The sequence below is a fragment of the Flavobacteriales bacterium genome, from assembly GCA_016699575.1.
Classification (GTDB): Bacteria; Bacteroidota; Bacteroidia; order Flavobacteriales_F; family PHOS-HE28; genus PHOS-HE28.
In genome coordinates this window covers 4,426,393-4,450,947 of the sequence record CP064979.1, presented here as the reverse complement: position 1 = coordinate 4,450,947, position 24,555 = coordinate 4,426,393, and the positions used below count along the sequence as shown (strand labels likewise).

Here is a 24,555-nt window from a genome sequence, read left to right as displayed (position 1 = left end):
TTATGCCCGCCCCCCTCATCATCGTCACCGGCGCCAGCCAAGGCATAGGCCGCGCCACTGCCTTGGAGCTGGCCGGCACGCATGGCTGCACCGTGCTGGCCGTGGCCCGCAACGCCGATGCTCTGCGCACCCTTGCCAAGGAACCCGCAGCGCAGGGCAGGGTAGAGGTGCTCCCGCTCGACCTCAGCGCGGAGGGCGCTGGCGTGCGCCTGGCCGGCGTGGTGGGCGACATCCCCGTCGCCGGTCTGGTCCTCAACCACGGACTGCTCATCAACAAGCCGTTCGCGGCCATCACGCGCACCGACCTGCAGGCGGTGTACACGGCCAACGTCTTCAGCGCGGTGGAGTTGGTGCAGGCGCTGTTGCCGAGGTTGGGGCCGCAGAGCCACATCGTATCCATCAGCAGCATGGGCGGCTTCCAGGGGGCCAGCAAATACCCCGGCCTAAGCGCGTACAGCAGCAGCAAGGCGGCCTTGGCCTGTCTTAGCCAGTGCCTGGCAGCCGAGTTCAGCGCTAATGGACCTCGGGTGAACTGCCTGTGCCTGGGCGCGGTGGACACGGCCATGCTGCGGGCGGCCTTCCCCGGCTACACGGCGCCCACCACGGCCGAGGCCATGGGGGCCTTCGTGGCGCGGTTCGCGGTGGAGGGGCACCGCCAGTTCAACGGGCAGGTACTTCCGGTGGCCTCTTCAAACCCTTGATGGGCGCGGGAACCTCACTTTTTTGTTGCCTAGGTGTTGCATGTATGGGAGAGCCGCCTACATTTGCAGCCCGTTTCAGAAAAACGTTCTTTGGTACGGCGCCCGAAGGGGCAGTGTGGAAGGAGGAGGGCAGGAGGTCGAAAATCTTTTTCGACATAGTGCCTGAATGAAGGGAAGGCGCCGTTACATTTGCCGCCCCGCTCGCAAAAGGGGTCAGTCCCGGGAAGCGAGCGAGGCCGAACAGACTTGTATGCCTCAAGGCATCACATAGCGTTCTTTGAAGTATTGTCCATGCCTGATTTAGAACAGCAGGTGTCCTTTCGATCACACCGATCGAAGTGGGAGACCTCGTCAAATTTCGAGCAGATCAAACAAACACTTACAATGGAGAGTTTGATCCTGGCTCAGGATGAACGCTAGCGGCAGGCTTAACACATGCAAGTCGAGGGGCAGCGGGGTGTAGCAATACATCGCCGGCGACCGGCGCACGGGTGCGTAACACGTATGGAATCTGCCCTGTACTGGGGAATAGCCCTCCGAAAGGAGGATTAATGCCCCATAACAGCCGAGGTGGCATCACCTTGGTTTGAAAGCTCCGGCGGTACAGGATGACCATGCGCACGATTAGCTAGTTGGTGAGGTAACGGCTCACCAAGGCTACGATCGTTAGGGGGCCTGAGAGGGTTATCCCCCACACTGGTACTGAGACACGGACCAGACTCCTACGGGAGGCAGCAGTGAGGAATATTGCGCAATGGAGGCAACTCTGACGCAGCCATGCCGCGTGCAGGATGAAGGCGCTACGCGTTGTAAACTGCTTTTAACCGGGAAGAAACCCCAGGACGTGTCCTGGGTTGACGGTACCGGAGGAATAAGCACCGGCTAACTTCGTGCCAGCAGCCGCGGTAATACGAAGGGTGCAAGCGTTATCCGGATTCATTGGGTTTAAAGGGTGCGTAGGCGGGGTGGTAAGTCAGTGGTGAAATCCTGCAGCTCAACTGTAGAATTGCCATTGATACTGCCGCTCTTGAGTGTGGTTGACGTGGGCGGAATGTGCCGTGTAGCGGTGAAATGCTTAGATATGGCACAGAACACCGATCGCGAAGGCAGCTCGCGAAGCCACAACTGACGCTGAGGCACGAAAGCGTGGGGATCGAACAGGATTAGATACCCTGGTAGTCCACGCCGTAAACGATGATCACTCGTCATTGGCGATACACTGCCAGTGACCTAGCGAAAGCGTTAAGTGATCCACCTGGGGAGTACGGCCGCAAGGCTGAAACTCAAAGGAATTGACGGGGGCCCGCACAAGCGGTGGAGCATGTGGTTTAATTCGATGATACGCGAGGAACCTTACCAGGGCTCGAACGTACGTTGACAGTGGCGGAAACGTCATCTTCTTCGGACAACGTGCGAGGTGCTGCATGGCTGTCGTCAGCTCGTGCCGTGAGGTGTCGGGTTAAGTCCCATAACGAGCGCAACCCCCATCTCTAGTTGCCAGCGGGTAATGCCGGGGACTCTAGAGAAACTGCCCGTGTAAACGGTGAGGAAGGTGGGGACGACGTCAAGTCATCACGGCCCTTACGTCCTGGGCTACACACGTGCTACAATGGCGAGCAACAAAGGGAAGCTACCGCGCGAGCGGATGCCGATCTCCAAAACTCGTCTCAGTTCGGATCGGAGTCTGCAACCCGACTCCGTGAAGCTGGAATCGCTAGTAATCGCATATCAGCCATGATGCGGTGAATACGTTCCCGGGCCTTGTACACACCGCCCGTCAAGCCATGGAAGCCGGGGGTGCCTGAAGTTGGTGACCGCAAGGAGCTACCTAGGGCAAAACCGGTGACTGGGGCTAAGTCGTAACAAGGTAGCCGTACCGGAAGGTGCGGCTGGAACAACTCCTTTTTAGAGAAAAAAGGCAGGTCTCTGTCCCGCAGCGATGCGGGGCGACATACTGCTGTTCTATCAGGCTGGACAATATTCTTGATCGTTGATAGGTACACCGTTACCTACCTTGTCCTGTAGCTCAGTTGGTTAGAGCGCTACACTGATAATGTAGAGGTCCGCAGTTCAAATCTGCGCAGGACAACCAGGATAGGGAACGGGGAATTAGCTCAGCTGGCTAGAGCGCCTGCTTTGCAAGCAGGAGGTCATCGGTTCGACTCCGATATTCTCCACCTCAACGTTCTTTGACGTGTTGTCAGACCGACCAAGACAGACCGAGCGATCGGTCCACCGAGAACAAAGAGCTTGACCAAGTAAGGTCAGAAAGCTACTAAGGGTGTATGGTGGATGCCTTGGCTCTCAGAGGCGATGAAGGACGCGATAGGCTGCGAAAAGCCACGGGGAGGTGCATAATGACCTGTGATCCGTGGATCTCCGAATGGGGCAACCCCTACGGCTGAAGGCCGTGGATCCCGTAGCGATACGGGAAGCGAACCCAGGGAACTGAAACATCTAAGTACCTGGAGGAAAAGAAATCAAAACAGAGATCCCCCCAGTAGTGGCGAGCGAACAGGGGACAGCCCAAACCGGCGGCGTTTCGGCGCAACCGGGGTTGTAGGACCACAATGTGGACTCAGTATGTGTAGTGGAACCCTTTGGAAAGGGGGGCCATAGAGGGTGACAGTCCCGTACACGAAATGCATACTGTACCTAGTGGTATCCTGAGTAAGGCGGGACACGTGAGATCCTGTCTGAATCCGGGGGAACCATCCCCCAAGGCTAAATACTGCTGAGAGACCGATAGCGAACCAGTACTGCGAAGGAAAGGTGAAAAGCACCGCGAACAGCGGAGTGAAATAGACCTGAAACCATACACTTACAAGCGGTTGGAGCCCTGCTACGGCGGGGTGACAGCGTGCCTTTTGCATAATGAGCCTACGAGTTGCTCGTCACTAGCAAGGTTAAGGGGTTCAGCCCCGCAGCCGAAGCGAAAGCAAGTCTTAACAGGGCGTATAGTTAGTGGCGGCAGACGCGAAACCTCAGTGATCTAATCATGGCCAGGATGAAGTTCCGGTAACACGGAATGGAGGTCCGAACTGGTAGACGTTGAAAAGTCTTCGGATGAGCTGTGATTAGGGGTGAAAGGCTTATCAAACTGGGAGATAGCTCGTACTCCTCGAAATGCCTTTTGGGGCAGCCTCAAGTTTATCGTCATGGAGGTAGAGCTACTGATCGGGCTAGGGGGAAGCGATTCCTACCAAACCCGGACAAACTCCGAATGCCATGACGTCAGTACTTGGGAGTGAGCGCATGGGTGCTAAGGTCCGTGCGCGAAAGGGAAATAACCCAGACCATCGGCTAAGGTCCCTAAGTGTATGCTAAGTTGAGCTAACGAGGTCGGACTGCATTGACAGCTAGGATGTTGGCTTGGAAGCAGCCATTCATTTAAAGAGTGCGTAACAGCTCACTAGTCGAGCGGTCCGGCATGGATAATGATCGGGCATCAAGCATACCACCGAAGCTGTGGGATCCGTAAGGATCGGTAGAGGAGCATTCCGGCCAGCGCTGAAGGTGCATCGTAAGGTGTGCTGGAGCGGCCGGAAAAGAAAATGTAGGCATAAGTAACGATAAGACGGGTGAAAAACCCGTCCGCCGATAGACTAAGGTTTCCTGATCAACGTTAATCGGATCAGGGTTAGTCGGGGCCTAAGGCGTAGCCGAACGGCGAAGCTGATGGACAGCAGGTCAATATTCCTGCACCGGCGTGCAGTGCGATGGGGCGACGAAGGAGTGAACGGTCTCCGTGCTGACGGAATAGCACGGTGAAGGGCGTAGGTATACCGATGGTAGGCAAATCCGCCGTTGGTGCCGAAACCTGACAGTAGGAGGAAGCTTCGGCCGAATCCATTGACCTTAATCAGACTTCCGAGAAAACCCTCTAAGCTTCAGCTGCATGCCGCCCGTACCGCAATCCGACACAGGTAGTCAAGGAGAGTATCCTGAGGCGCTCGAGTGATCCGTGGCTAAGGAACTAGGCAAATTAACCGCGTAACTTCGGAAGAAGCGGTACCCCGTGAGGGGTCTCAGTAAAATGGCTCAGGCGACTGTTTAACAAAAACACATGGCTTTGCGAAATCGAAAGATGACGTATAAGGCCTGACACCTGCCCGGTGCTGGAAGGTTAAGAGGAGAAGTCAACCGCAAGGCGAAGCTTTGAATTGAAGCCCCAGTAAACGGCGGCCGTAACTATAACGGTCCTAAGGTAGCGAAATTCCTTGTCGGGTAAGTTCCGACCTGCACGAATGGTGTAACGATCTGAGCACTGTCTCAGCCACGAGCTCGGTGAAATTGTAGTCTCGGTGAAGATGCCGGGTTCCCGCAACGGGACGGAAAGACCCTATGAACCTTTACTATAGCTTCACATTGACATCGGCTGCCCGATGTGTAGGATAGGTGGGAGACTTTGAAGCGGTGTCGCTAGGCATCGTGGAGTCAACGTTGAAATACCACCCTTCTGTCATCTGATGTCTAATCCCTGCGAAACAGGGAAACAGTGTGTGGTGGGTAGTTTGACTGGGGTGGTCGCCTCCAAAAGTGTATCGGAGGCTTTCAAAGGTTCCCTCAGCACGCTTGGTAACCGTGCGTTGAGTGCATTGGCATAAGGGAGCTTGACTGCGAGACCAACAAGTCGACCAGGTAGGAAACTAGGACAAAGTGATCCGGTGGTTCCATATGGAAGGGCCATCGCTCATAGGATAAAAGGTACTCTAGGGATAACAGGCTGATCATTCCCAAGAGCTCATATCGACGGAATGGTTTGGCACCTCGATGTCGGTTCGTCACATCCTGGGGCTGGAGAAGGTCCCAAGGGTTCGGCTGTTCGCCGATTAAAGTGGCACGTGAACTGGGTTCAGAACGTCGTGAGACAGTTCGGTCCCTATCTGTTGCGGGCGTCGGAAGTTTGAGAGGAGCTGCTATTAGTACGAGAGGACCGTAGCGGACGGACCGCTAGTGTGCCAGTTGTTCCGCCAGGAGCATCGCTGGGTAGCTATGTCCGGATGGGATAAGCGCTGAAAGCATCTAAGCACGAAGCCCACCTCAAGATGAGACTTCCTTATTAGGGCCGTAGAAGACTACTACGTTGATAGGCCACAGGTGTAAAGCCAGCAATGGCATAGCCGAGTGGTACTAATTGCCCGAACGCTTTCGACCCGAACAAGCTCTCTCGTGGAGCGATCATCGGCTGTCTTGGTTTGGTCTGACACACGTCAATTCTTATTGATGATTTCAGGTGACTATTGCGACAGGGTCCACCTCTTCCCATTCCGAACAGAGAAGTTAAGCCTGTCAGCGCAGATGGTACTTGGCCAAAAGCCAGGGAGAGTATGTCGTCGCCGATCTGAACCCCGCCCACAAGGCGGGGTTCTTTTTTTTACCCCCCTCCGGTACGACTTTCGCCCACGCGCCATCATGTTCCGATCGTTCGGCCTGCTCGCCATCCTGCTACTCGCGCCCCCCGCGTTCGCTCAGCCCCTCACCGCCACCATGGGGTTCCCCCTGCCCGTGGGTACGGTGGTGAAGGTGTTCGTGAGCCGCGGCGCCGATCGCGTGCTGCTCGATTCCGCCAGCACCGACGCGCAGGGCCGGGCGCACTTCGAGCGCACCTGGCCCGGTTCGGGTTTCTACCAACTGATGCTGCCCGACAGCGACCGCGTGGACTTCATCATTGATGTGCGTGAGCCGCGTGTGGTCCTTGCCTTCACCGGCAAACCCTTGCAGGAGCACCTGCATGTGGTGGCCAGCGAGGAGAACGACCGCCTGTGGGAATACAAGCAGCTCAGCCGCGAGGCACAGGCCCTCCGCTCCAACATTGCCCGCGAGCGTGAAGCCCTGCCGGCCACCGCTGTCCTCCGGTCGCGCGAACTGGACTCGCTCGAGCGCCGCACGCACGCCATGCAGGGCAAACACCTGTCGCGCCTTTCGGCCATGGCGCCCAACGGTTTCTTCGCCAAAGCGGTGAACGCCGGCCGCCTGGTGGACAACACCGCCAACGGCGCCGACCTGCTCACCACCTTCAACTTCGCCGACGCTGATCTGCTGCGCAGCACCGTGTACGCCAAAGCCGTACTGGCCGTCATCCAGCTTCAACAGGTGTATTCCGAGGATTCGTTCACGGCAGCGGCCGATTCCGTGCTCGCACACGCTCGGCCTTGCACGGAGTGCCACACCTACGCGTTGGACCTGCTGCTGGGCTTGTTCGATCAGTACGGTCCGGAGATGGTGCTCCAGGACCTGGTGGAGCGGCATGTGCTGGCCGCCAAGCCCGAGCCCCGGCTTTCTGCTACGCTCAAAGCCCGCATCGATGGCCTGCGCACCGTGGCGATCGGCGCCGTTGCCCCCGATGTGCGCCTGCCGCAACCCGCTGCCGACAGTGTGAGCATTTCCTCCTTCCTCAAGGACCGGCGGTTCCTGGCCATCATGTTCTACAGCAGCACCTGCGACCACTGCCATGCGGAGATGCCGCAACTGGCCGAGGCGCTGCGCACGTTCGGCCCGAAGGGATTCGGGGCCATCGGCATCGCGCTCGATCCCGATCGGAGCGAGTTCGGCACGTGCATCGCCGAGCACGGCATCACATGGCCCTGCTTCACGGAGCAGATGGCCTGGGGATCACCGGCAGCCCAAGCATTCCATGTGAAGGCCACGCCGAGCTTCTACGTGCTGGACACAAACCTGCGCATCGTTGCCAAGCCGAAGGACATTGCGGCGATGAAGGTGTTCCTCGGCTCCGTCCTATGAAGCTTTACAAGTTCATCATTGGCTTCGCGGTCGTTTTCGGGTTGCCGTGCGCATTCCTGATCGTGGCGCGCCTGACCGGTGGGCTGCAGTGGTACACGATCAGCAGCAGCTCCGGGGCACCCAACTTGATGCCCGGTGATCGGCTGTTCGCAACGGCGTGGCGCGAACCCGTTATGCTCGACCTCGTCATGCACAAGTCGAAGGCGCCGACCGGCGTGGGCGAAGTGTGGGTACAGCGGCTTTGCGGTATGCCAGGTGATTCGGTGGTGATAAGCAACGGGCGCCTACTGGTGAACGGACAGGATGTAGATGTAAAGCTCCGGCTCGAGCTCCAGTGGAAAGCTCACATCAGCAAAGCCCGTGGGTTCGAGCAACGCGGGAAGACCAGGTTCCTATTGCCGAGCGATCACCGGGACACGGTGCTCTTCTTGTGCGATGAGTTGCAAGCGGCGAAAGTGCCGGGCGTTGCACGGGCTTTGATCACGGCCCCCACACCGACGCAGGAATTGTGGGAGCGCGCTCAACCTGAATGGCACTTGGACAGTTTCGGTCCTTTGGTGGTGCCGGATGATAGCGTGTTCGTGCTGGGGGATAGCCGTTACGGGAGCCTCGATTCCCGGTACTTCGGTTTTATAGCGAAGGCGGACATCGTTGGGGTAGCCCTCGATGCTCGGCTACGACCTTTAGAGCCGTAAGCACCAGCTCCTGTGGGTGGAGGTTTGCCAAGTTCCGGGCAGAGCAGGCTTCTGCTTGAACAAGCCGAACACGCTGGAGCCCGAGCCGCTCATGGCCGCGAAGTCCGCACCCAGGTAAAGGAGTTCATCCCGCAAGGTCTTCACGGCTGGATAGGCTTGGAGGACATAGGTCTCCATGGTGTTCGTCACAGTGCTTTGCCAACGGCGGGGATCCGTGTTGCGAAGCGCCGATGCGTAGTCCATGGATCGATCGGTGGGTATGGTGTTTTTGTACACCTCCGGCGTGCCTACATGAATGCCCGGGTTGACCAACACGAGCCACCAGCCGTGCAGGTCGAGGTCAATGGGTGCGAGCACTTCGCCCCGGCCCGTGGCCAACTGAGGTCGGTCTGACAAGAAGAACGGGCAATCGCTACCGAGCGACGAGGCCAGCTCATGCTTTAGCGTGTCGCCGAGCTGCAGGCCCAACAGGTCATCGAGCAGCCGGATCGTGTGTGCGCCATCGCTGCTGCCACCGCCCAAACCGGCACCCATGGGGATCACCTTGTGCAGGTGCATGCGCAAACCGGGCAAGGGACAATGTGTCTTCACGCGCTGCACGGCCTTCAGGCAGAGGTTGTCGGCCGCGTTGCCGGGTATAGCCTCACCGCTGCTGGTGAAAACCACCTCGCCCGGAGATACATCCGGCGCCACGATGATCTCCAATGCATCGTGCAGGGGAACGGGAACCAGCACGCTCTCGATGTCGTGGAAGCCATCGGCGCGCATACGCAACACGTTGAGGCCCAAGTTGATCTTCGCTGGTGGGAAGGCGATCATCGCGGCGAACCTAATTCGTACGGGGCGCGTGGTGAACGTTCTGATGAGCAACTTAGCGGCATGCGGTCACGGAACATCTTGGGTGGACTTCTGGTTGCGGCCTTGGTGCTCGCGGGTTGTGAACACGACGTGGATGGCGGACTCACCGACCGTCTGCTGTTGGAAGCGGCCTTGGATACTGCCACGGTCAACTACGTGAACACGCCAGCCATTACCGACCCTGCCGGGAACAGTCCGCATGGAACCTTCAGGGTGAGGTTCAATGCAGTTGCGGCCGCGGCCTTGGATAGTACGGGCAAGCTGCCGGGCGGGTCTTCTTTCCCGCCGAACAGTGTGGTGGTGAAGGACATCTACCTCAACGGGGCATTGGACTTATTCGCTGTGATGAAGAAAGCACCAGGCGACCAGCTTGCTGCCGGTGGATGGCTTTGGAACGAGGTAAGGCCCGATGGCTCAGTGGTTTTCAGCGCGGGCCGGAAAGGCGATGGTTGCATCGGCTGCCATTCCAACGACCCGAACCGTGACCTGGTGCGTGTGTTCGATCTCTACTGAGCCACCGACGGCCCGCGCCACGTTGCCACCGCCTTCTACATTCGCCCTTCCCAGCAGCGCACCATGCAGACCTTCCTCGAATTCGAGAAGCCCATCCAGAACATCATCGAGCAGATCGAGAAGCTCAAGGAAGTGGCGGCCAACGGCCAGGTGGATGTCGCTCCAACATTGAAAGACCTGGAGAAGAAACTGTCGGCCGCACGCAAGGAGATCTATAGCAAGCTCACGCCGTGGGAGCGTGTGCAAGTGAGCCGGCATCCCGATCGGCCGTACACGCTGAAGTACATCGACAAGATGACCGACGGTTCGTTCATCGAACTGCACGGCGACCGGACGGTGAAGGACGACAAGGCCATGGTGGGCGGCTTCGGTCTGGTGGAGGGCCGCACGGTGATGTTCATCGGCCAACAGAAGGGCATCAACACCAAGATGCGGCAGTACCGCAACTTCGGTATGGCGAACCCGGAGGGCTACCGCAAGGCCCTGCGTTTGATGAAGCTCGCCGAGAAGTTCAACAAGCCGGTGGTAACCTTCATTGATACCCCCGGCGCATTCCCGGGCCTGGAGGCCGAGGAACGCGGGCAGGGTGAGGCGATCGCACGGAACCTCTTTGAGATGGTTCAACTGAAGGTGCCCATCATCTGCGTCATCATCGGCGAAGGCGCCAGCGGCGGTGCGCTCGGCATCGGCATTGGCGACAAGGTGCTGATGATGGAGAACACCTGGTACAGTGTGATCTCCCCCGAGTCATGCTCATCGATCCTCTGGCGCAGCTGGGACTTCAAGGAGCAGGCGGCCAAGGCGCTGAAGCTCACCGCAGAGGACATGCTTGCGAACAAGCTCATCGACGGCATCATCCCCGAACCGGTGGGTGGTGCACATGCCGACATTGATGGTGCGTGCGCCATTGTGAAGGCCGAGGTGATCAAACACCTCGACAAACTGGTGAAGACCGATGCCGAGAAGCTCGTGGAACGCCGCGTGAAGAAGTTCTGCGATATGGGCGTAGTGCAAACGTCCTCCTCCCGATCCCTCGGGAAAGTGAAGTAGCCCTCAGCGGTTGAGCAGCACGAGCAGTCCCACTGGCGCTGCCGGGAGCGTGATTGTGCCGGCACTGGACCCGGTCACCGGGTCAAGGACATGCAGTGTATTGCCGGCGCAAGCGAACAGGCGACCACCTGCGGCATCGTAGGCCAGGTGGTCAACGGCCAGAGTGCTGATCTGGCTCAGTTGGTCAGGGTTGTAGGTGTACCGTACAATGCTGTTCGGTAATGCGATGACGTACGTGTTGTTGTTCAATTGAACGGCAGCGCGCAGCTCGCCTTGGGTGAAGATGTGCGGCTCGAAACCACCCCCCTGCAGGATGTTCCGGTCTTCCACCACGCCTTCGCCATTGCGGTTGCCGAAGACCAGCATGTGCGAGCTCGACCGGTCGAACATGGCAACCACCTGCTGATCGACCGGGTCAACGGCCTGCAGATCGCTGCTCCAGAGCGTGTGCACCGAGATGACGCTATTGCCCAACACCTCGTGCCGCTGCTCGCTGATGGTGTACTGCTCGGTCATCAGCCCCACGGTCGGTCGATAGCCGCTTTGCAATTGGAAGGTGGTCAGCCCGCCGCCATGCGCACTGCTCACCGTGGCAAATGAGCCGTTGTTGCGGCCAACCAATAGCCGCGTGTCACTGTTCGTGGTGGTGCAATACGTGAAGTACGGACTGCCCTGGGTGTTGTTGTTGGGCAATGACCATCGCACGAGCCCGGTGTTGACGTCCACGGCCGTGCAAGGCCCGGTGTTCCCTCCGCTCAGGTAGATCATCTGTTGCCAGGAGCTGACGGCCGCGTCGTTCACTTCCTGAGCGAACGAACCCAAGGTGGATGCCGTGAACACACTGTCCAGCTTGTGAACTGTTCCATCGGACATGGGTGCCAGCAAGGCCCTGAACCTCAACGGGGCACCAACAACGTTGATGCTGCGGAAGGCCAATGTGGTGTGCTCTCCGTCCATGGCCGCGACACGAAGGGTGTGCGGTCCACTGATGATCCGATCGCCCACCACCGGATAAAGTTCGTTAGCGCTTACTGAACCATTGCTTCCACTGCGGATGATGGTTGGCCCGATCGGTATCCCGTTCGCGTCCACCACCACCATGCTCAGCTCGATGTGGTCGCCGCCGTCGTCGGTGGCCGAGGCGCTGATGAAGAAGGTGTCCGGCACGCTGACGGAGAGGCCATTGCCCGGGGCGGTGATCGTCACCACGGGCGGGCCGCTTTCCTTGTCCTTCTTGCATGAGCCGAGGAGCGCCGCGCTGCAACCCACGACCAGCAAGCAATGTTGATAGCGCATCGGCGGAAAGGTACGCTGGTGGCCTGCTGCGGATGCAGCGAAGAACATGTGAACAAGCGGCATTGTTGGTATGTGGTGAACGGATGAAGACCACGTTACCTTTCATGGGAAATCATCGACTCTACATTCGCGCCCCTTCCAGCGGCCGCATCCCCACCCGGCAGCTGTCATCATAGGTATGGCTGAGACTTCACAAACACGGAACGATCGCAAGCGGCGCACTGCCAGCTCGCTCCTTGATACTGCGCTGGAGGCCGGCAAACTGCCGCCCCAGGCACCCGACCTCGAACAGGCCGTGCTCGGCGCCATGATGCTCGAGCGCAATGCGGTGAACGAGGCCATCGACATCCTGCAGCCGGAGAGCTTCTACGTTGAAGCGCACAAGCGCATCTTCACCGGTATCCAGAACCTCTTCCGCGACGACCAGCCCATCGACATCCTTACGGTGACACAGGCGTTGCGCAAGAGCGGCGATCTGGACATCGTCGGCGGACCCTACTACATCAGCCAGCTCACCAACAAGGTGGCCAGCAGCGCCAACGTGGCCTACCACGCGCGCATCATCAGCCAGAAGCACATCCTGCGCGAGCTCATCCGCATCAGCGCCGAAACCACACGCGACGCGTACGACGACACCAGCGACGTCTTCGATCTGCTGGACAAGGCCGAGCAGGACCTGTACGCCATCACCAGCGGCAACCTGAAGCGCAACTACGAGCCGATGAGCGACCTGCTCCGCGGTGCCATTGAGCAGATCGAACACGCCAAGAACAACACCGGCGGCGTGAGCGGTGTGCCCACGGGTTTTGCGAAGCTGGACAAGCTCACAGCGGGCTGGCAGAAGAGCGATATGATCATCGTGGCGGCGCGGCCCGGTATGGGTAAAACCGCCTTCGTGCTGAGCATGGCGCGCAACATTGCCGTGGAGCACAAGAAGGCCGTGGCGCTCTTCAGCCTGGAGATGAGCAGTACGCAGCTCGTCACCCGTCTTATGGCCAGTGAGGCCGGCATCAGCAGTGAGAAGCTCCGCAAGGGCGACCTCTCCGACAGCGAGTTCCAATTGCTGCACCACCACATGGCGCGCCTGGACAAGGCGCCCATCTTCATCGACGATACCCCAGCGCTGAACATCTTCGAACTGCGCGCCAAGTGCCGCCGCCTGAAGAGCCAGCACAACGTGGAGCTGATCGTCATCGATTACCTGCAACTGATGACCGCAGGCGGCGACAACCGCAGCGGCAACCGGGAACAGGAGATCAGCAGCATCAGCCGCAGCATCAAGAGCATCGCCAAGGAACTGGACGTGCCCATCATCGCATTGAGCCAGTTGAGCCGCGCCGTGGAGACCCGCGGTGGCGATAAGCGCCCGCAACTGAGCGACCTGCGCGAGTCAGGCGCCATTGAGCAGGACGCCGACCTGGTGTGCTTCCTCTACCGCCCCGAGTACTACAAGATCTACGAAGACCACTACGGCAGCACGCTGGGCGTAGGGGAGGTCATTATTGCAAAACATCGTAACGGCGCACTGGACAACGTGCTGCTGCGTTTTATTGCTGACCTGGCCAAGTTCGCCGACCTGGAGACCACCGATTTCGGTGGGTTCACACCGGGCGGCGGGCAAGGGCTCGGCGATGGCGGCGTGTCCGGTGGTACCTTTGGTCAACCTCAAACGGTCACGCGTCCATCGAAGATGAACAGTGATTTCGGGGGAGACGATGACATTGCACCGTTCTAGGCTTTGCCGGTCCGCGTTTGCAACGCGGACCTTCGGGAAACGCGTTTGTAACGCGCTCGCTGTCCTGCTTTTGTTCCTGCTTTCAGGCAACGCGTCGGCCACCAAGCTGCTGCTGCCCATGGACGAAACGCAGAAGGACCACCTCAAGTCCTACGGCATCGCCTACTGGACGCTGACACAGGGGTTGGAGGTGGAATGGCTGCTGAACTACCGTGGTGGCAGCTTCATGATCGACCACTTGAAGACCATCGAGCAGGAGTGCATCGTGCGCGGGGTTACGTATCAGGTGATCGCTGACGGCCAAGCGAATGCGATCCTCATGGAGATCTCCGACCCCGAGGCCAACATGGAAGTGGTGAAACTGGAGAAGGCACCGAAGATCGCCGTGTACGCACCCGGCAGTTTCCAGCCGTGGGACGATGCCGTTGCCCTGGTGATGACCTATGCGGAGATCCCCTACGAACGGATCTACGACGAAGAAGTGATCGCTGGTAAACTGCCGCTTTACGACTGGTTGCACCTGCACCACGAGGACTTCACCGGGCAGTACGGCAAGTTCTGGCGCAACTACCGCAACGCCGCATGGTACCAGGAGCAACAGCGCGAAAGCGAGGAGATGGCGCAACGGCTCGGGTTCGCGAAGGTGAGCCAAATGAAATTGGGCGTGGCAACGCGCATCCGGGATTATGTGGCCGGTGGCGGTTATCTCTTCACCATGTGCAGCGGCACGGACAGCTACGACATTGCGCTGGCGGCCGAGGGCGTGGACATCTGCGCTGAGATGTTCGACGGTGATCCGGCCGATCCGGCCAGCCAGCAGAAGGTAGACTACTCCCGCTCGCTCGCCTTCAAGGATTTCCTGTTGGAGATGAACCCGGCGGTGTACGAGTTCAGCAACATCGACGCTACCGACATCCATGGCTCTATCGGGCAAGAGCGCGACTTCTTCACGCTGTTCGACTTCAGTGCCAAGTGGGATGTGGTGCCGGCCATGCTGTGCCAGAGCCACGAGCAGGTCATCAAGGGCTTCATGGGACAGACCACGGCGTTCCGCAAGCAGATGGTGAAGAGCGACGTGCTCGTGATGGGCGAGAACAAGGCCCAAGGCACCGTGAAGTACATCCACGGTGAGTATGCCCTTGGTCAGTGGACGTTCTACGGAGGTCACGACCCGGAAGACTACCAGCACATGGTGGGCGACCCGCCGACCGACCTGAGCCTGCACCCCAACAGCAGCGGCTACCGGCTCATCCTGAACAACATACTCTTCCCCGCGGCGCGCAAGAAGAAGCAGAAGACCTGAAGAACATTAATGGCTATGCTGCGGCTCCTGATCAGTTGCTCTTTGTTGGTCCATGCTTTTGGAATTGCGGGCCAAGAACCCATTTCAATAGGCCACCCGTGCGATAGCGTTGCGGAACTGAGGGTAGGGGATTCAGCTCCACTGTTCACGGCGACGGATAACCATGGCGATACGCTCCGGCTTGGACAGGCGCTTGCCAAAGGACCCGTGGTGCTGGTCTTCTACCGCGGCGCTTGGTGCCCGTACTGCAACAAGCACATGAGCCATTTGCAGGACAGTTTGCAACTGTTGCTCGACCGGAACGCAACGGTGGTCGCCGTTTCACCTGAATTGCCGGAGAGTTCCGAGGACATCATCCGCAAGAGCGGAGCCACCTTCGGCGTGGTGCACGATTCCGGTTATTCCATCATGTGCGCGTACGGTACTGCATACTTCATGGACGCAAAGAAGAAGAAGCGGTTGAAGCTCGTCGGGATCAACGTGGACGGATCCAACGGAAACACTGACGGCGTGCTGCCTGTGCCGGCCACGTTCGTCATCGGCAGTGATGGCCGGATCGCGGCGATGCACTTCGAAGAGGACTACAAGGAGCGCATGAGCGTGAAGGCCATCCTCGCCGCACTGCCCCGCTAGTTCACTTCGCCCAGGCTTCCACGGCCTTCCGAACGCTTCCGTGCACCTTCAGTAGTTCGTTCGCTTTGGCGTAATCCACGCCCAAGCCTTCCATCACCATCCGGGTGCCCCGGTCGATGAGCTTGTTATTGCTCAGCTGCATGTCCACCATGCGGTTGCCCTTCACACGGCCCAACTTGATCATCACACTTGTGCTGATCATGTTCAGGATCAGTTTCTGAGCGGTGCCGCTTTTCATGCGCGTGCTACCCGTTACGTACTCCGGTCCCACGACCGCAACCACCGGGTGCTTCGCCACTTGAGTTACGGGGCTGCCCGGATTGCATGTGATGCACCCGGTAAGGATACCTGCTTCGTTGCACGCTTTCAACGCTCCGATGACGTAGGGCGTGGAGCCGCTGGCTGCGATGCCGATCACAGTATCGTCCTGGCCGATAGCGTGTTCCTGAAGGTCTTTCCAGCCTTGCGCGGTATCGTCCTCCGCAAATTCCACGGCTTTGCGGATAGCGCTGTCGCCGCCTGCAATAAGGCCCATGACCATGCCGTGCGGCACACCGAACGTGGGCGGGCACTCGCTGGCGTCCACGATGCCCAAACGGCCGCTCGTGCCGGCCCCCATATAGAACAACCGGCCACCCCGCACGATGCGTTCGGCAATGGCATCCACGAGCGGAAGGATGGACGGGATGGTCGCCTGCACGGCGGCCGCAACCTTGCTGTCTTCGGCGTTGATCCCGCGCAGCAGTTCTTCCGTGCTCTTCTTCTCGAGGTGGTCGTGGTTGCTGGGTTGCTCGGTTATGCGTTGCATGATGCACAAAGAAAAAGGGCCCCGCATGGCGGAGCCCTTTTCCCGTGAAGGAGTTATGACCTAGTTGAACACAACACGGCGCACCGCACGGCCGTCAGCGAACTGCAGCGTTATGAAGTAGCTGCCGCTCTCCAGGTTACCACGCTCCAGCATGATGCTGTTCGTGTTCACGCTGGCGTTGTGGATCAGGCGGCCGTCGGTGGCATGCACCGTGTAGCCGAGCACTTTACCGGCCGGGCTGCTGATGCGCAATACGTCCTGCGCGGGGTTCGGAGCGAGCACCAAGGCGGCTGCGGCGGCGGGTTCGTTGATGCCGATGGGCTGGCCGATGCAGTCGCAGTTCACCGTCCACGAATCGTTCACCGTGTTCGCGTTGCCATCATCGCAGGGTTGGCCGGGCACATCGGGTCCGTCGATCACACCGAGGCAATCAGGCGTGCCCAAGGCGCAAGGACCCAGTTGAAGTGCGCAAACGATGCGTGGGGCTGCGTAGCCTATGCAAGTATCCAAGTAGGCACGGCCTTTCGCGCTCGTCATGTCCGGGTTGCTCAACAGGCTGGCCTGGTTGGCAGTTACAGGAGGGGGACCGGGATCCACGATCTGTTGCGCAAGGATGCTGCTCTGGTCCCACCACTGCCAGGGGCTTGCTTCATTGGCCTTCCATGGACGCAGGTCGCGAACGAAGGGGTACAGCCCTTCAGCGTTCGCGATGGTCACCGTGGTGGGTGCGCCGCCGTCACCGAAACGGTCCCAAGTCGTGCCGTAGAGAGCACGGGCCGCAGCGGTGATGGGGTCGTTGCTGAGGTTCTCGAACGAAGCATTGTTACCGTAGCTCACGGCCAACGGGATGAACTTGTTCGGGCCAGGGACATCCACGACCTCCTCGTTCGTGGTGGGCACGATCACCAAGCCGTACTCGAAGGGTGCGAAGTCGTCGCGCACGGTGTGCATGCTCACCATGGGAACATCACCCTGCTCCAACCAAGTCGTATCGGCGAGCGCGCCGCCCATGTTCACGCACATGTTCACCTCGGTGCTGAAGCCATTGTCCCGGTACAGGGCCAATTGTCCGTTCAAGCCCTCAAGGTTGCCCACCAGGTTCGTGTCGATGTAACTGATCGTGGGATCGAACGGGTTGGGGCGGAACTTGGGAACGAACAGTTCAGCGGGGTCGTCCATGGTGGCGTCGGCCAATGCGATGTAGCCACCGGTGCCTTCGCCCCAAACGGTCAACTTGTCCGGGTTGATGGCGTATAAGTTCGAACCGGCTGCATCCGCACGAAGGGTGCGGGTGCACTGCTTCACGTCATGGATGGCTCGGTACACCGCGTTCAGCAGGGTGCCTCGGCGTACTTGCACGGTCGCACCCAGCGGGTTCCAACCACCGCGGTAGGACACGCTGATGGCCACGTAACCGCGTTTCGCGAGCTTCTGGCAGGCCACTACGGCACAGCTATCGGTCCTCAAGCCGTTCGGGCTGCCATTGAAGGGCGGCGGGAGCAGGTTGCCCGTGTGCAGGTACAGGATCACCGGGCGTGCAGCTACGGTGTCCACGCCCTGGTCGGGTTGGTAAACGTCCATCCTCAGGTCCGTCACCTTCACCTTGGTCAGGTTCGTGTCGGGGCTATAGAAGTCAGCCGGGATCGGTTGTTGCGTGCTCACCAAGGTCTGCAGCTGCACGATCTCGGGCCCGTAAATGGCGGGCTGGGTGAAAACGCTGCGGAGGAAATCGATGTTGGTACCGTAAATAACGTTGCTGGTCACCGTGATCTCCGCGTCGGTGAACACCTCATCGATGTACCGCGTTTGCGCAGTGACCGCACCAGCGGCGAGCACGCCGAAAGCAAGTGCACCATTGCGTAGGGTTCGTTTCATGTCCTGTCGTTTTGGTTTGGTTCGTTGATCGTTGCCGGGCCCATTGGGATGCATCCCTATGGGAAGGGTTCGCCCCGAAAGTAGGCATGCCTACCGGTTGTTCAGTTCGTAGATCAACTGCACGTACGCCAGTCGCCCTACGCGCGGGCCGCCGAACACCATCATCACGTCATTGTCCCAGGCGCGTACCAAGCGTTCGTCGCCCGGCACGTCGGGATCGAATAGGGGCACAACGCCCAGGATATTACTGGCGCCCACTTTCAGCATGGTATGGGCCTTTGGCCAGGAGAGGTTCATCTGTAGGTCAAGCATGTCGTACGTCGGCAGGTCACCGGTGAACTGCGGTGACCCTTCGAAGGTGAAGCCCTGGATGAAACGGTAATTGAGGCCCCAGCCGAACTTCACGCGTTCGTTGTCGCTGATGCGGATATCGTGGCCGGTGAGGCCGATGTTGAACTTGTGCTCGGGCGTGTTGAACGCAGGGATGATCGGGTCGTCCGCGCCGCTTGTCAACCGGTTCCAACTGTAGTTGACGGACCAGACATGGTTGTCGCGGTAGTAGTTCAGCCCTGCGTTCGCGCCGAACGTGGTCACTTGGGATGCGGCGTTCGCCGCCAGGCGGTACACCTGCAGGCCCCCGATCGGGAAACCGCTCGCGTCGAACTCGCCATCGATGCCGATCACATAACCGATGAAGTCGGTGTACCACGAGTGGTAGGCTCCCATGTCCACATAGATCCGGCGGCCCAAGGTTCCCCGATAACCGCCCTCCAGGGTGAACACCTTCTCGGGGCGCACCGGGTCGACATGGAAATAGTCCAGGCGGCTCACGCCGGCAGAGAGCGACTCGGCGTTCCGGTATTCGTTGAAGCTCTCGATGGTGAACAGGTCGTCGGCTCCCTCAGCGAACTGGCCCTCGATGTTCCCTAGAAGGATCGCACGTCCGACGTTGTAGTAGAGGTATTGATCGGCCAACGTTGGGTTGCGCACCGCACGTGATGCGCTCACACGGAAGACGTTGTCTTTGTTCGGCAGGTAAACCAGTGATGCGGCCGGGCTCACCACTGCATCGAAATTCTGGTTCTTGTCCACGCGCACGGTTATCGTAGGGCGCAGTTTGTCCTCCAGCATCCTCCCTTCGAGCCCCGCATACACGCCGAACTCGCGGTTGCGGATCACCACATCGCCCGTGTCCTTGAAAATGGTACCCGCGCTGTTGGGCATGTACCAGCGGTGATTGCCGCCGATCACGATGTCGCCGAACGAGGGTTTGAAACGGTATTCGCCCATGACGTGGGCCAGCTTGCTGCGATCGAAGAAGAGCGAGCCGCCCTCCGTGAACCGCTTGCTCGCAATGGCGGCGAACGCGCTGTCGAAGCGAGCGGTACCCGGCTCGAAGAAGGGCGTCACGAAACCTGAATTGACACTGTTCACCGAATCGAGCACCGATTGATGGAAGCCCGTGAACATCGCTTGGTTCGCTGTAACGAAACTGTCCAGATACGCGGTGTAACCGGCCACGGAAGTGAAGCCCGCCCCAGGGGCCTCGCCCAGGTCGATGAACTCCGCACTGTTGTTCAGGTTACCGTTGACGATCCAGTTGCTGTAAAGCGATTGGTAGCGGAGGTTCCAGTCGCTGGTGCTTTCACCCGTGGCTTCCTGGAGCCGCACGCCCGTGGTGAAGATGTCGTAGGTATCGCCTGCGTCCTCGCTGGTCAGGTAGCCGCGCAGGAACCATTTCCCCTCGTTGCGCAGTTCCAACCGCTGCTGCCAGAACTGGACGTTTTTCAAGCGGTAGCGGTTGTCGCCTTGGTACACCGTGCTGCCTGTGCTGTAGTTGCTGGCCAGGACCAGCTCAAGGCTATCGGTGAAGCGGTGGTGGACGGCCGCGCCGATCTTCAGGTTCCGTGTGCTGTAATCCACCAGGTCTTCCTCGTTGTACCCGCGACGCAACCATGTGCCCAAGCCCGGGTAGTTGATGTTCTCGAGCGAATCCCTCGATGCGTCGTTGTTCACCGTGGTGCTCTCGTCGCCGTACACGTTCACGGCATCGTAGCGGCCGGGGTTGCCGGTGCCTGTGGGGCTGTTCACCGTGGCTTCGCGACTGGTCGCTTCCCAGTCATCGGCCATCATGCCGCTCAGGTTCACCTTGAAGGCCCAGTTGGGGCGGCCCTTCTTGTTCTTGAAGATCTCCGCGAAGCGCAGCGCCATATCCTTCAATCCCCGCTCGCCCATCTTGAAGGTCACCGCATGGCCGGGGAACAACCACGGGCTTTTGGTGGTCATGTTGATCACGCCGTTGAACGCACCTGGACCGTAGAACGCGCTGCTCGCTCCAGCGATCACGTCCACCTTCATCACGTCCAGGTCGCTTGCACCCAGGAAGTTGCCCAAACTGAAGTTGAGCCCCGGGCTCTGGTTGTCCACACCGTCGATCAGTTGCAACGACCGCACCGGGCTGGTGCTGTTGAAGCCGCGGGTATTGATGACCTTGAAGCCGAAACTGGCCGCTGTCATGTCAACGCCTTTGAGGTTCCCGAGGCTTTCGTAGAAATCGCCGCTGGCCGCTTCGCGGATGGCGATGAGGTCCATGCTTTCCACGGTGAGCGCCGCTTGTTTCGTCTTTTCGCTGATCCGCTTGCCGCGCACCTTCGTCTCTTTCAGTACCACTTGTTCGGTAGTGAGCTTGAACTTCAGTTCCTGGTCGAGGCTCTGCACCACTACCTCCTGCCGTCCGTAGCCGATCATCGCAATGACCAACGTGTAAGGTGGAAGGCCGTCAACTTTCAGGGCGAAGCTTCCATCGTCCTCTGTGAGCACCATGTTGTTGGTGCCCTTCAAGCCGACACTGGCACTGAACAGCGGCTCACCGGTGCCGCTGTCCGTCACCTTGCCCTTCAAGGTGTACTGCGCGTTGGCCATGGAAGCCAAGGCCATGGCGAGCAAGGCGCAGAGCCAGCAGGTGAACTGCTTGCGCCACGGCGCGCGACCGGAGTAGGGGTGCTGCATGCGTTCGGTGTCGGGCCAATATAGAAGCGTGAGTGGTGCGCACGATGCTGCGCGCGACCTTCGCCCCATGGCGATCAGCATTTCGTTCTATGGGGCGGCCGGCACCGTGACCGGTAGCAAGCATCTGGTGGAAGTGGACGGCAAGCGCATCCTGCTCGATTGCGGTATGAGCCAGGGCGAAGGACACGAAAGCGATAAACGCAACCGGTATTTCGGTTTTGCACCGCATGAAGTGGACGTCGTGGTGCTCAGCCACGCCCATATCGATCACAGCGGCTTGTTGCCACGCTTCGTCGCCGAAGGCTTCAACGGGCCCATCTGGTGCACGCCCGCCACGCGCGATCTCTGCGCCATCATGCTGGAGGACAGCGCGCGCATCCAGGAAAGCGATTTCGAGTTCGACACCAAGCGCGCGAAGAAGCAAGGCCGGAACCCGGAGTGGCCCGAACCGCTCTACACCGTTGATGACGTAAAGCCCGTTCTGGCCCGAATGCAGACCGTACCGTATGGGAAGGCACAGGAGATACTGCCGGGCGTGGAGCTGACTTTCACGGATGCGGGCCACATCCTTGGCAGTGCCGCCGTGCACCTGGCCATCGCACAGCCCGAGGGAACGCGCCGGATCAGTTTCACCGGCGATGTGGGCCGCTATGTGGACCGTCTGCTACCCGATCCAGCGCCCTTTCCGCAGTGCGACGTGCTGATCTGCGAAAGCACCTACGGCGATCGCGATCATGCGCCCGTGGAAGTCGCCCACGACGAACTGCTGCACCACGTGCAGCGCGTGTGCGTTGAGCAGGGCGGCAAGCTGCTCATCCCGGCTTTCAGCATCGGCAAGACACAGGAGATCCTATACACGTTGAACGCGCTCAGCAATGCAGGCAAGTTGCCCCGCATACCGGTGTTCGTGGACAGTCCGCTTAGCATCAATGCCACGGGTGTTTACCGCGGCCACAGCAACTTGTTGCAGGAGGACGTGCGCGCCGAACTGGAACGCGACCCCGACCTGTTCGGCTTCCATGGCGTGCAATGGGTGCAGAAGGCCGAGGAGAGCAAAGCCCTCAATGCCCGAACGGAGCCTTGCATCATCATCGCCGCCAGTGGCATGATGGAAGCGGGGCGCATACGGCACCACCTGCGCTACAACCTGGCCGATGAGCGCAATGCTGTGCTCGTGGTAGGATTCTGTGCGCCGGGTTCGTTGGGAGCCAAGCTGCTGGAAGGTCAGCCCGAAGTGCGGATCTTCGGTGATGCGATCCCGGTGAAGGCAAGCATCCTGTGCATGGAGTTCTACAGCGCGCATGCGGGGCAGAGCGAACTGATGCGCTACCTCAGTTGCCAGGATGCAAGCAAAGTGCAACGGACGTTCCTCGTGCACGGCATTGAGAAGGGTCTTAGCGCATTGAAGGCCAAGTGCGAGGAGGCCGGCTTCAAGAGCGTGGTGGTGCCGAAGAGGAAGGAGCGGTTCGAGGTTTAGGCCCCGAACCCCATCACTCTCCTCAACCCCTCCGGCAACTGTGGAAGTCTCCGTCGTTCGATGAGGAAACTGCTCAGCTCAGCGATCTCGCCGAAGATGTAATGGCTGTCCAGCGCGCCTTTGAGGTAGCCGCTGCCGGTGCTGCCGCCAGTGCCCATGCGCATGCCGATCATGCGGCGCACCATGTTCAGGTGGCGGCTGCGCCAGTGGGCCAATTGCTCATCGATGTCGAGCAGCGCCTCCAGGAAGCGGTAGGGCTGTTGGAAGATCGGCTCATCGCGGTAGAGCATGATGAACACCGCGGCGCGCGCCGCGGCAGGACTGAGACGGCGTGCAGGGTCGTTCTGTTCGAAGCGTGCTTCCCAGAGCTTGATGTTGTCCCGCTCGCCTTCAACGAGGGTTGAGGCGTAGATGTCCTTCATGCGCTGGAAGAACGGCGCTTCGCCTGGCCAGTACTTCGCGTCGAAGAAGGGCATGCGTTCCAACCACTGGTCCACCTGTTCGATGAGCGTGGGTTTTCCCTCCAGCGCTTCGATCATTGCCTTGTGCTCGGGCTTCAGCTGGCTGGTGTAGTACTGCTTGCCGAAGCGGTGGTCCATACGCAGGCCCAGCTTGGCCTCGGCCACCTTGAACTGCATGCTCTGGAAACCGCTGGCCGGTCGGAGCATGTCGCGGAAGTCGAGGAAGTCGAGCGGCGTCATCGTCTCCAGGACGTCCATCTGGTGCACCAGCACTTGCAGGATGGTGTTCACACGGCGCAGGCGATGCACGGCAATGGACAGCTCGCCGGCGTTGTCATCGATGTGGCCGTCCGCGAACAGCGACATAACGCTGCCCACCTCGTGCAGGATCTGCTTGAACCAGAGCTCGTAGGCCTGGTGGATGATGATGAAGAGCATCTCATCGTGGGCGGGTTGCCCGTGCTTCTCGCTTTCGGGTGCCTGCGCGCCGAGGATCTTGTCCAGTTGCAGATAATCGGGGTAGTAAACGTTGCTCATGTGGTGGGCCGATGGCCGAGGTGCGCAAAGTACGGGCGGCCGGTCCTACGGGATTGATGGCTGTCAGAGCCATAACATCGCCACGCCGACCGTAGCGGCATTGCTGATGAGGTTGACAAGGTCGTTGGTCATCCAGCGAAAGCCACCGACTTGTCTGGTACCTCGATCGCTGATGCCTGCGCCATCGTCGTACTTGGCTTGAAGGAATGCCCCGAGGAGACTATCGAGCAGCATGCCGGCGCTGCCAATGGCCGCGAGCCAGAGCGAAGGCACGAACGCCATGATCGCCGTGGCCAAGACAACGGACCATGCATTGTGACCGGACAGCTCCGGGAACGCAATGGGCCAAGTGACCATTCCCACGACGAAGGCGCCGACAAAGCCAGCCATCGTACCTGCCAGGCTCACGCCGCCGGATAAACCGATCGGCACTCGTTTGAACGTTGCAAGGTTGATCGTTGGCCAGCGTGCGTACATGCCCACCTCGCTTGCCCATGTATCACAGGTCGAAATACAAATGCTCACGGCCATCCAGATGAACGCTTCATTCCCCGCGAACAGGGCCAGCACGGCATACACCCCTCCATTGCAGAACACCTGGACAGCATCCCGTGGCTTGCCATGTTTCGCATCGGTTCGCGCAGTCTTGTTCAACCGGCCCAAGAGCACACCACTGATCAGGAACACGAACAGCGGGATGAGCCAGGGCCATCCTTGCGAGGCCACCACGGCCATTGCGATCAAGCCAGCCATGACGCCACCTCCTAGCGTAAGGATCTTCAGCCGTAGGCACAGCCAAATGAACGGCAAGGCCAGGCCCGCCGCTATGGCAGTGTGGTTCATGCGCTCATGATCAGAGA

The 24,555-nt window shown here is 59.6% G+C and carries 16 protein-coding genes, 2 tRNA genes and 3 rRNA genes; 14 read left to right on the top strand and 7 right to left on the bottom strand.

Going from position 1 to position 24,555, the window contains the following annotated elements; all coding sequences use genetic code 11:
* The first annotated feature begins 2 nt into the window (after positions 1-2).
* From IPJ76_18865 to lepB, 8 genes are all read left to right on the top strand, one after another.
* Positions 3-701 carry an SDR family oxidoreductase gene (locus IPJ76_18865; protein QQR86606.1) on the top strand — a complete coding sequence of 233 codons (699 nt, stop codon included), beginning with the start codon at positions 3-5 and terminating at the stop codon, positions 699-701.
* 381 nt (positions 702-1,082) lie between these two features.
* A 16S ribosomal RNA gene (locus IPJ76_18860) occupies positions 1,083-2,606 on the top strand.
* Between the two features lie 110 nt (positions 2,607-2,716).
* A tRNA-Ile gene (locus tag IPJ76_18855) sits at positions 2,717-2,793 on the top strand.
* An 11-nt stretch (positions 2,794-2,804) separates the two neighbouring features.
* A tRNA-Ala gene (locus IPJ76_18850) sits at positions 2,805-2,878 on the top strand.
* 88 nt (positions 2,879-2,966) lie between these two features.
* Positions 2,967-5,858, top strand: a 23S ribosomal RNA gene (locus tag IPJ76_18845).
* A gap of 75 nt (positions 5,859-5,933) precedes the next feature.
* Positions 5,934-6,046: ribosomal RNA gene (gene rrf / locus IPJ76_18840) — 5S ribosomal RNA — on the top strand.
* The 16S, 23S and 5S rRNA genes sit together here with 2 tRNA genes alongside, the layout of an rRNA operon.
* Positions 6,047-6,116: 70 nt before the next feature.
* Positions 6,117-7,445 (top strand): TlpA family protein disulfide reductase, encoded by a 1,329-nt coding sequence (locus IPJ76_18835; protein QQR86605.1) that lies wholly within the window; start codon positions 6,117-6,119, stop codon positions 7,443-7,445.
* Complete coding sequence (gene lepB / locus IPJ76_18830) at positions 7,442-8,140, top strand: signal peptidase I (GenBank protein QQR86604.1); 699 nt, start codon at positions 7,442-7,444, stop codon at positions 8,138-8,140. Before IPJ76_18835 ends, lepB begins: the two co-directional genes overlap by 4 nt.
* On the opposite strand, the gene ispE is transcribed toward lepB, so the two are convergent.
* Positions 8,129-8,959, bottom strand: a complete 831-nt coding sequence (gene ispE / locus IPJ76_18825; protein QQR86603.1) for a 4-(cytidine 5'-diphospho)-2-C-methyl-D-erythritol kinase — start codon at positions 8,957-8,959, stop codon at positions 8,129-8,131. The genes lepB and ispE overlap by 12 nt on opposite strands.
* A gap of 60 nt (positions 8,960-9,019) precedes the next feature.
* Here ispE and IPJ76_18820 point away from each other — a divergent pair, with 60 nt between their 5' ends.
* Positions 9,020-9,511, top strand: a complete 492-nt coding sequence (locus IPJ76_18820) for a cytochrome P460 family protein (GenBank protein ID QQR86602.1) — start codon at positions 9,020-9,022, stop codon at positions 9,509-9,511.
* Positions 9,512-9,574: 63 nt separating this feature from the next.
* Positions 9,575-10,561, top strand: a complete 987-nt coding sequence (locus IPJ76_18815; GenBank protein ID QQR86601.1) for an acetyl-CoA carboxylase carboxyltransferase subunit alpha — start codon at positions 9,575-9,577, stop codon at positions 10,559-10,561.
* 3 nt (positions 10,562-10,564) lie between these two features.
* Here the strand turns inward: IPJ76_18815 and IPJ76_18810 are convergent, their stop codons facing one another.
* Complete coding sequence (locus IPJ76_18810; protein QQR86600.1) at positions 10,565-11,857, bottom strand: hypothetical protein; 1,293 nt, start codon at positions 11,855-11,857, stop codon at positions 10,565-10,567.
* 178 nt (positions 11,858-12,035) lie between these two features.
* On the opposite strand from IPJ76_18810, the gene dnaB reads away from it, so the two are divergent.
* From dnaB to IPJ76_18795, 3 genes are all read left to right on the top strand, one after another.
* On the top strand, positions 12,036-13,592 hold the full coding sequence (gene dnaB, locus IPJ76_18805) for a replicative DNA helicase (protein ID QQR86599.1): 1,557 nt from the start codon (positions 12,036-12,038) through the stop codon (positions 13,590-13,592).
* 64 nt (positions 13,593-13,656) lie between these two features.
* Entirely contained in the window at positions 13,657-14,895 is a 1,239-nt protein-coding gene (locus tag IPJ76_18800; protein ID QQR88514.1) for an asparagine synthetase B, read from the top strand.
* 15 nt (positions 14,896-14,910) lie between these two features.
* A complete protein-coding gene (locus IPJ76_18795) occupies positions 14,911-15,528 on the top strand; it encodes an AhpC/TSA family protein (GenBank protein QQR86598.1) in 618 nt (205 codons plus the stop codon).
* 1 nt (position 15,529) lies between these two features.
* Here the strand turns inward: IPJ76_18795 and murQ are convergent, their stop codons facing one another.
* The 3 genes from murQ to IPJ76_18780 all read right to left on the bottom strand — a co-directional run bounded on the left by murQ (position 15,530) and on the right by IPJ76_18780 (position 21,133).
* Positions 15,530-16,336, bottom strand: coding sequence for an N-acetylmuramic acid 6-phosphate etherase (gene murQ / locus IPJ76_18790; GenBank protein ID QQR86597.1), 807 nt, complete (start codon positions 16,334-16,336; stop codon positions 15,530-15,532).
* Between the two features lie 60 nt (positions 16,337-16,396).
* Entirely contained in the window at positions 16,397-18,211 is a 1,815-nt protein-coding gene (locus IPJ76_18785) for a T9SS type A sorting domain-containing protein (protein ID QQR86596.1), read from the bottom strand.
* 90 nt (positions 18,212-18,301) lie between these two features.
* Complete coding sequence (locus tag IPJ76_18780) at positions 18,302-21,133, bottom strand: TonB-dependent receptor (protein ID QQR88513.1); 2,832 nt, start codon at positions 21,131-21,133, stop codon at positions 18,302-18,304.
* A gap of 160 nt (positions 21,134-21,293) precedes the next feature.
* Between IPJ76_18780 and IPJ76_18775 the strand changes: the two genes are divergently transcribed.
* Positions 21,294-22,697 (top strand): MBL fold metallo-hydrolase, encoded by a 1,404-nt coding sequence (locus IPJ76_18775; GenBank protein ID QQR88512.1) that lies wholly within the window; start codon positions 21,294-21,296, stop codon positions 22,695-22,697.
* On the opposite strand, the gene IPJ76_18770 is transcribed toward IPJ76_18775, so the two are convergent.
* Both IPJ76_18770 and IPJ76_18765 read right to left on the bottom strand, forming a co-directional pair.
* A complete protein-coding gene (locus IPJ76_18770) occupies positions 22,694-23,695 on the bottom strand; it encodes a tryptophan 2,3-dioxygenase (protein ID QQR86595.1) in 1,002 nt (333 codons plus the stop codon). The two genes, IPJ76_18775 and IPJ76_18770, sit on opposite strands and share 4 nt — an antisense overlap.
* 63 nt (positions 23,696-23,758) lie before the next feature.
* Positions 23,759-24,538, bottom strand: a complete 780-nt coding sequence (locus tag IPJ76_18765; GenBank protein ID QQR86594.1) for a DUF92 domain-containing protein — start codon at positions 24,536-24,538, stop codon at positions 23,759-23,761.
* Positions 24,539-24,555: the final 17 nt, after the last annotated feature.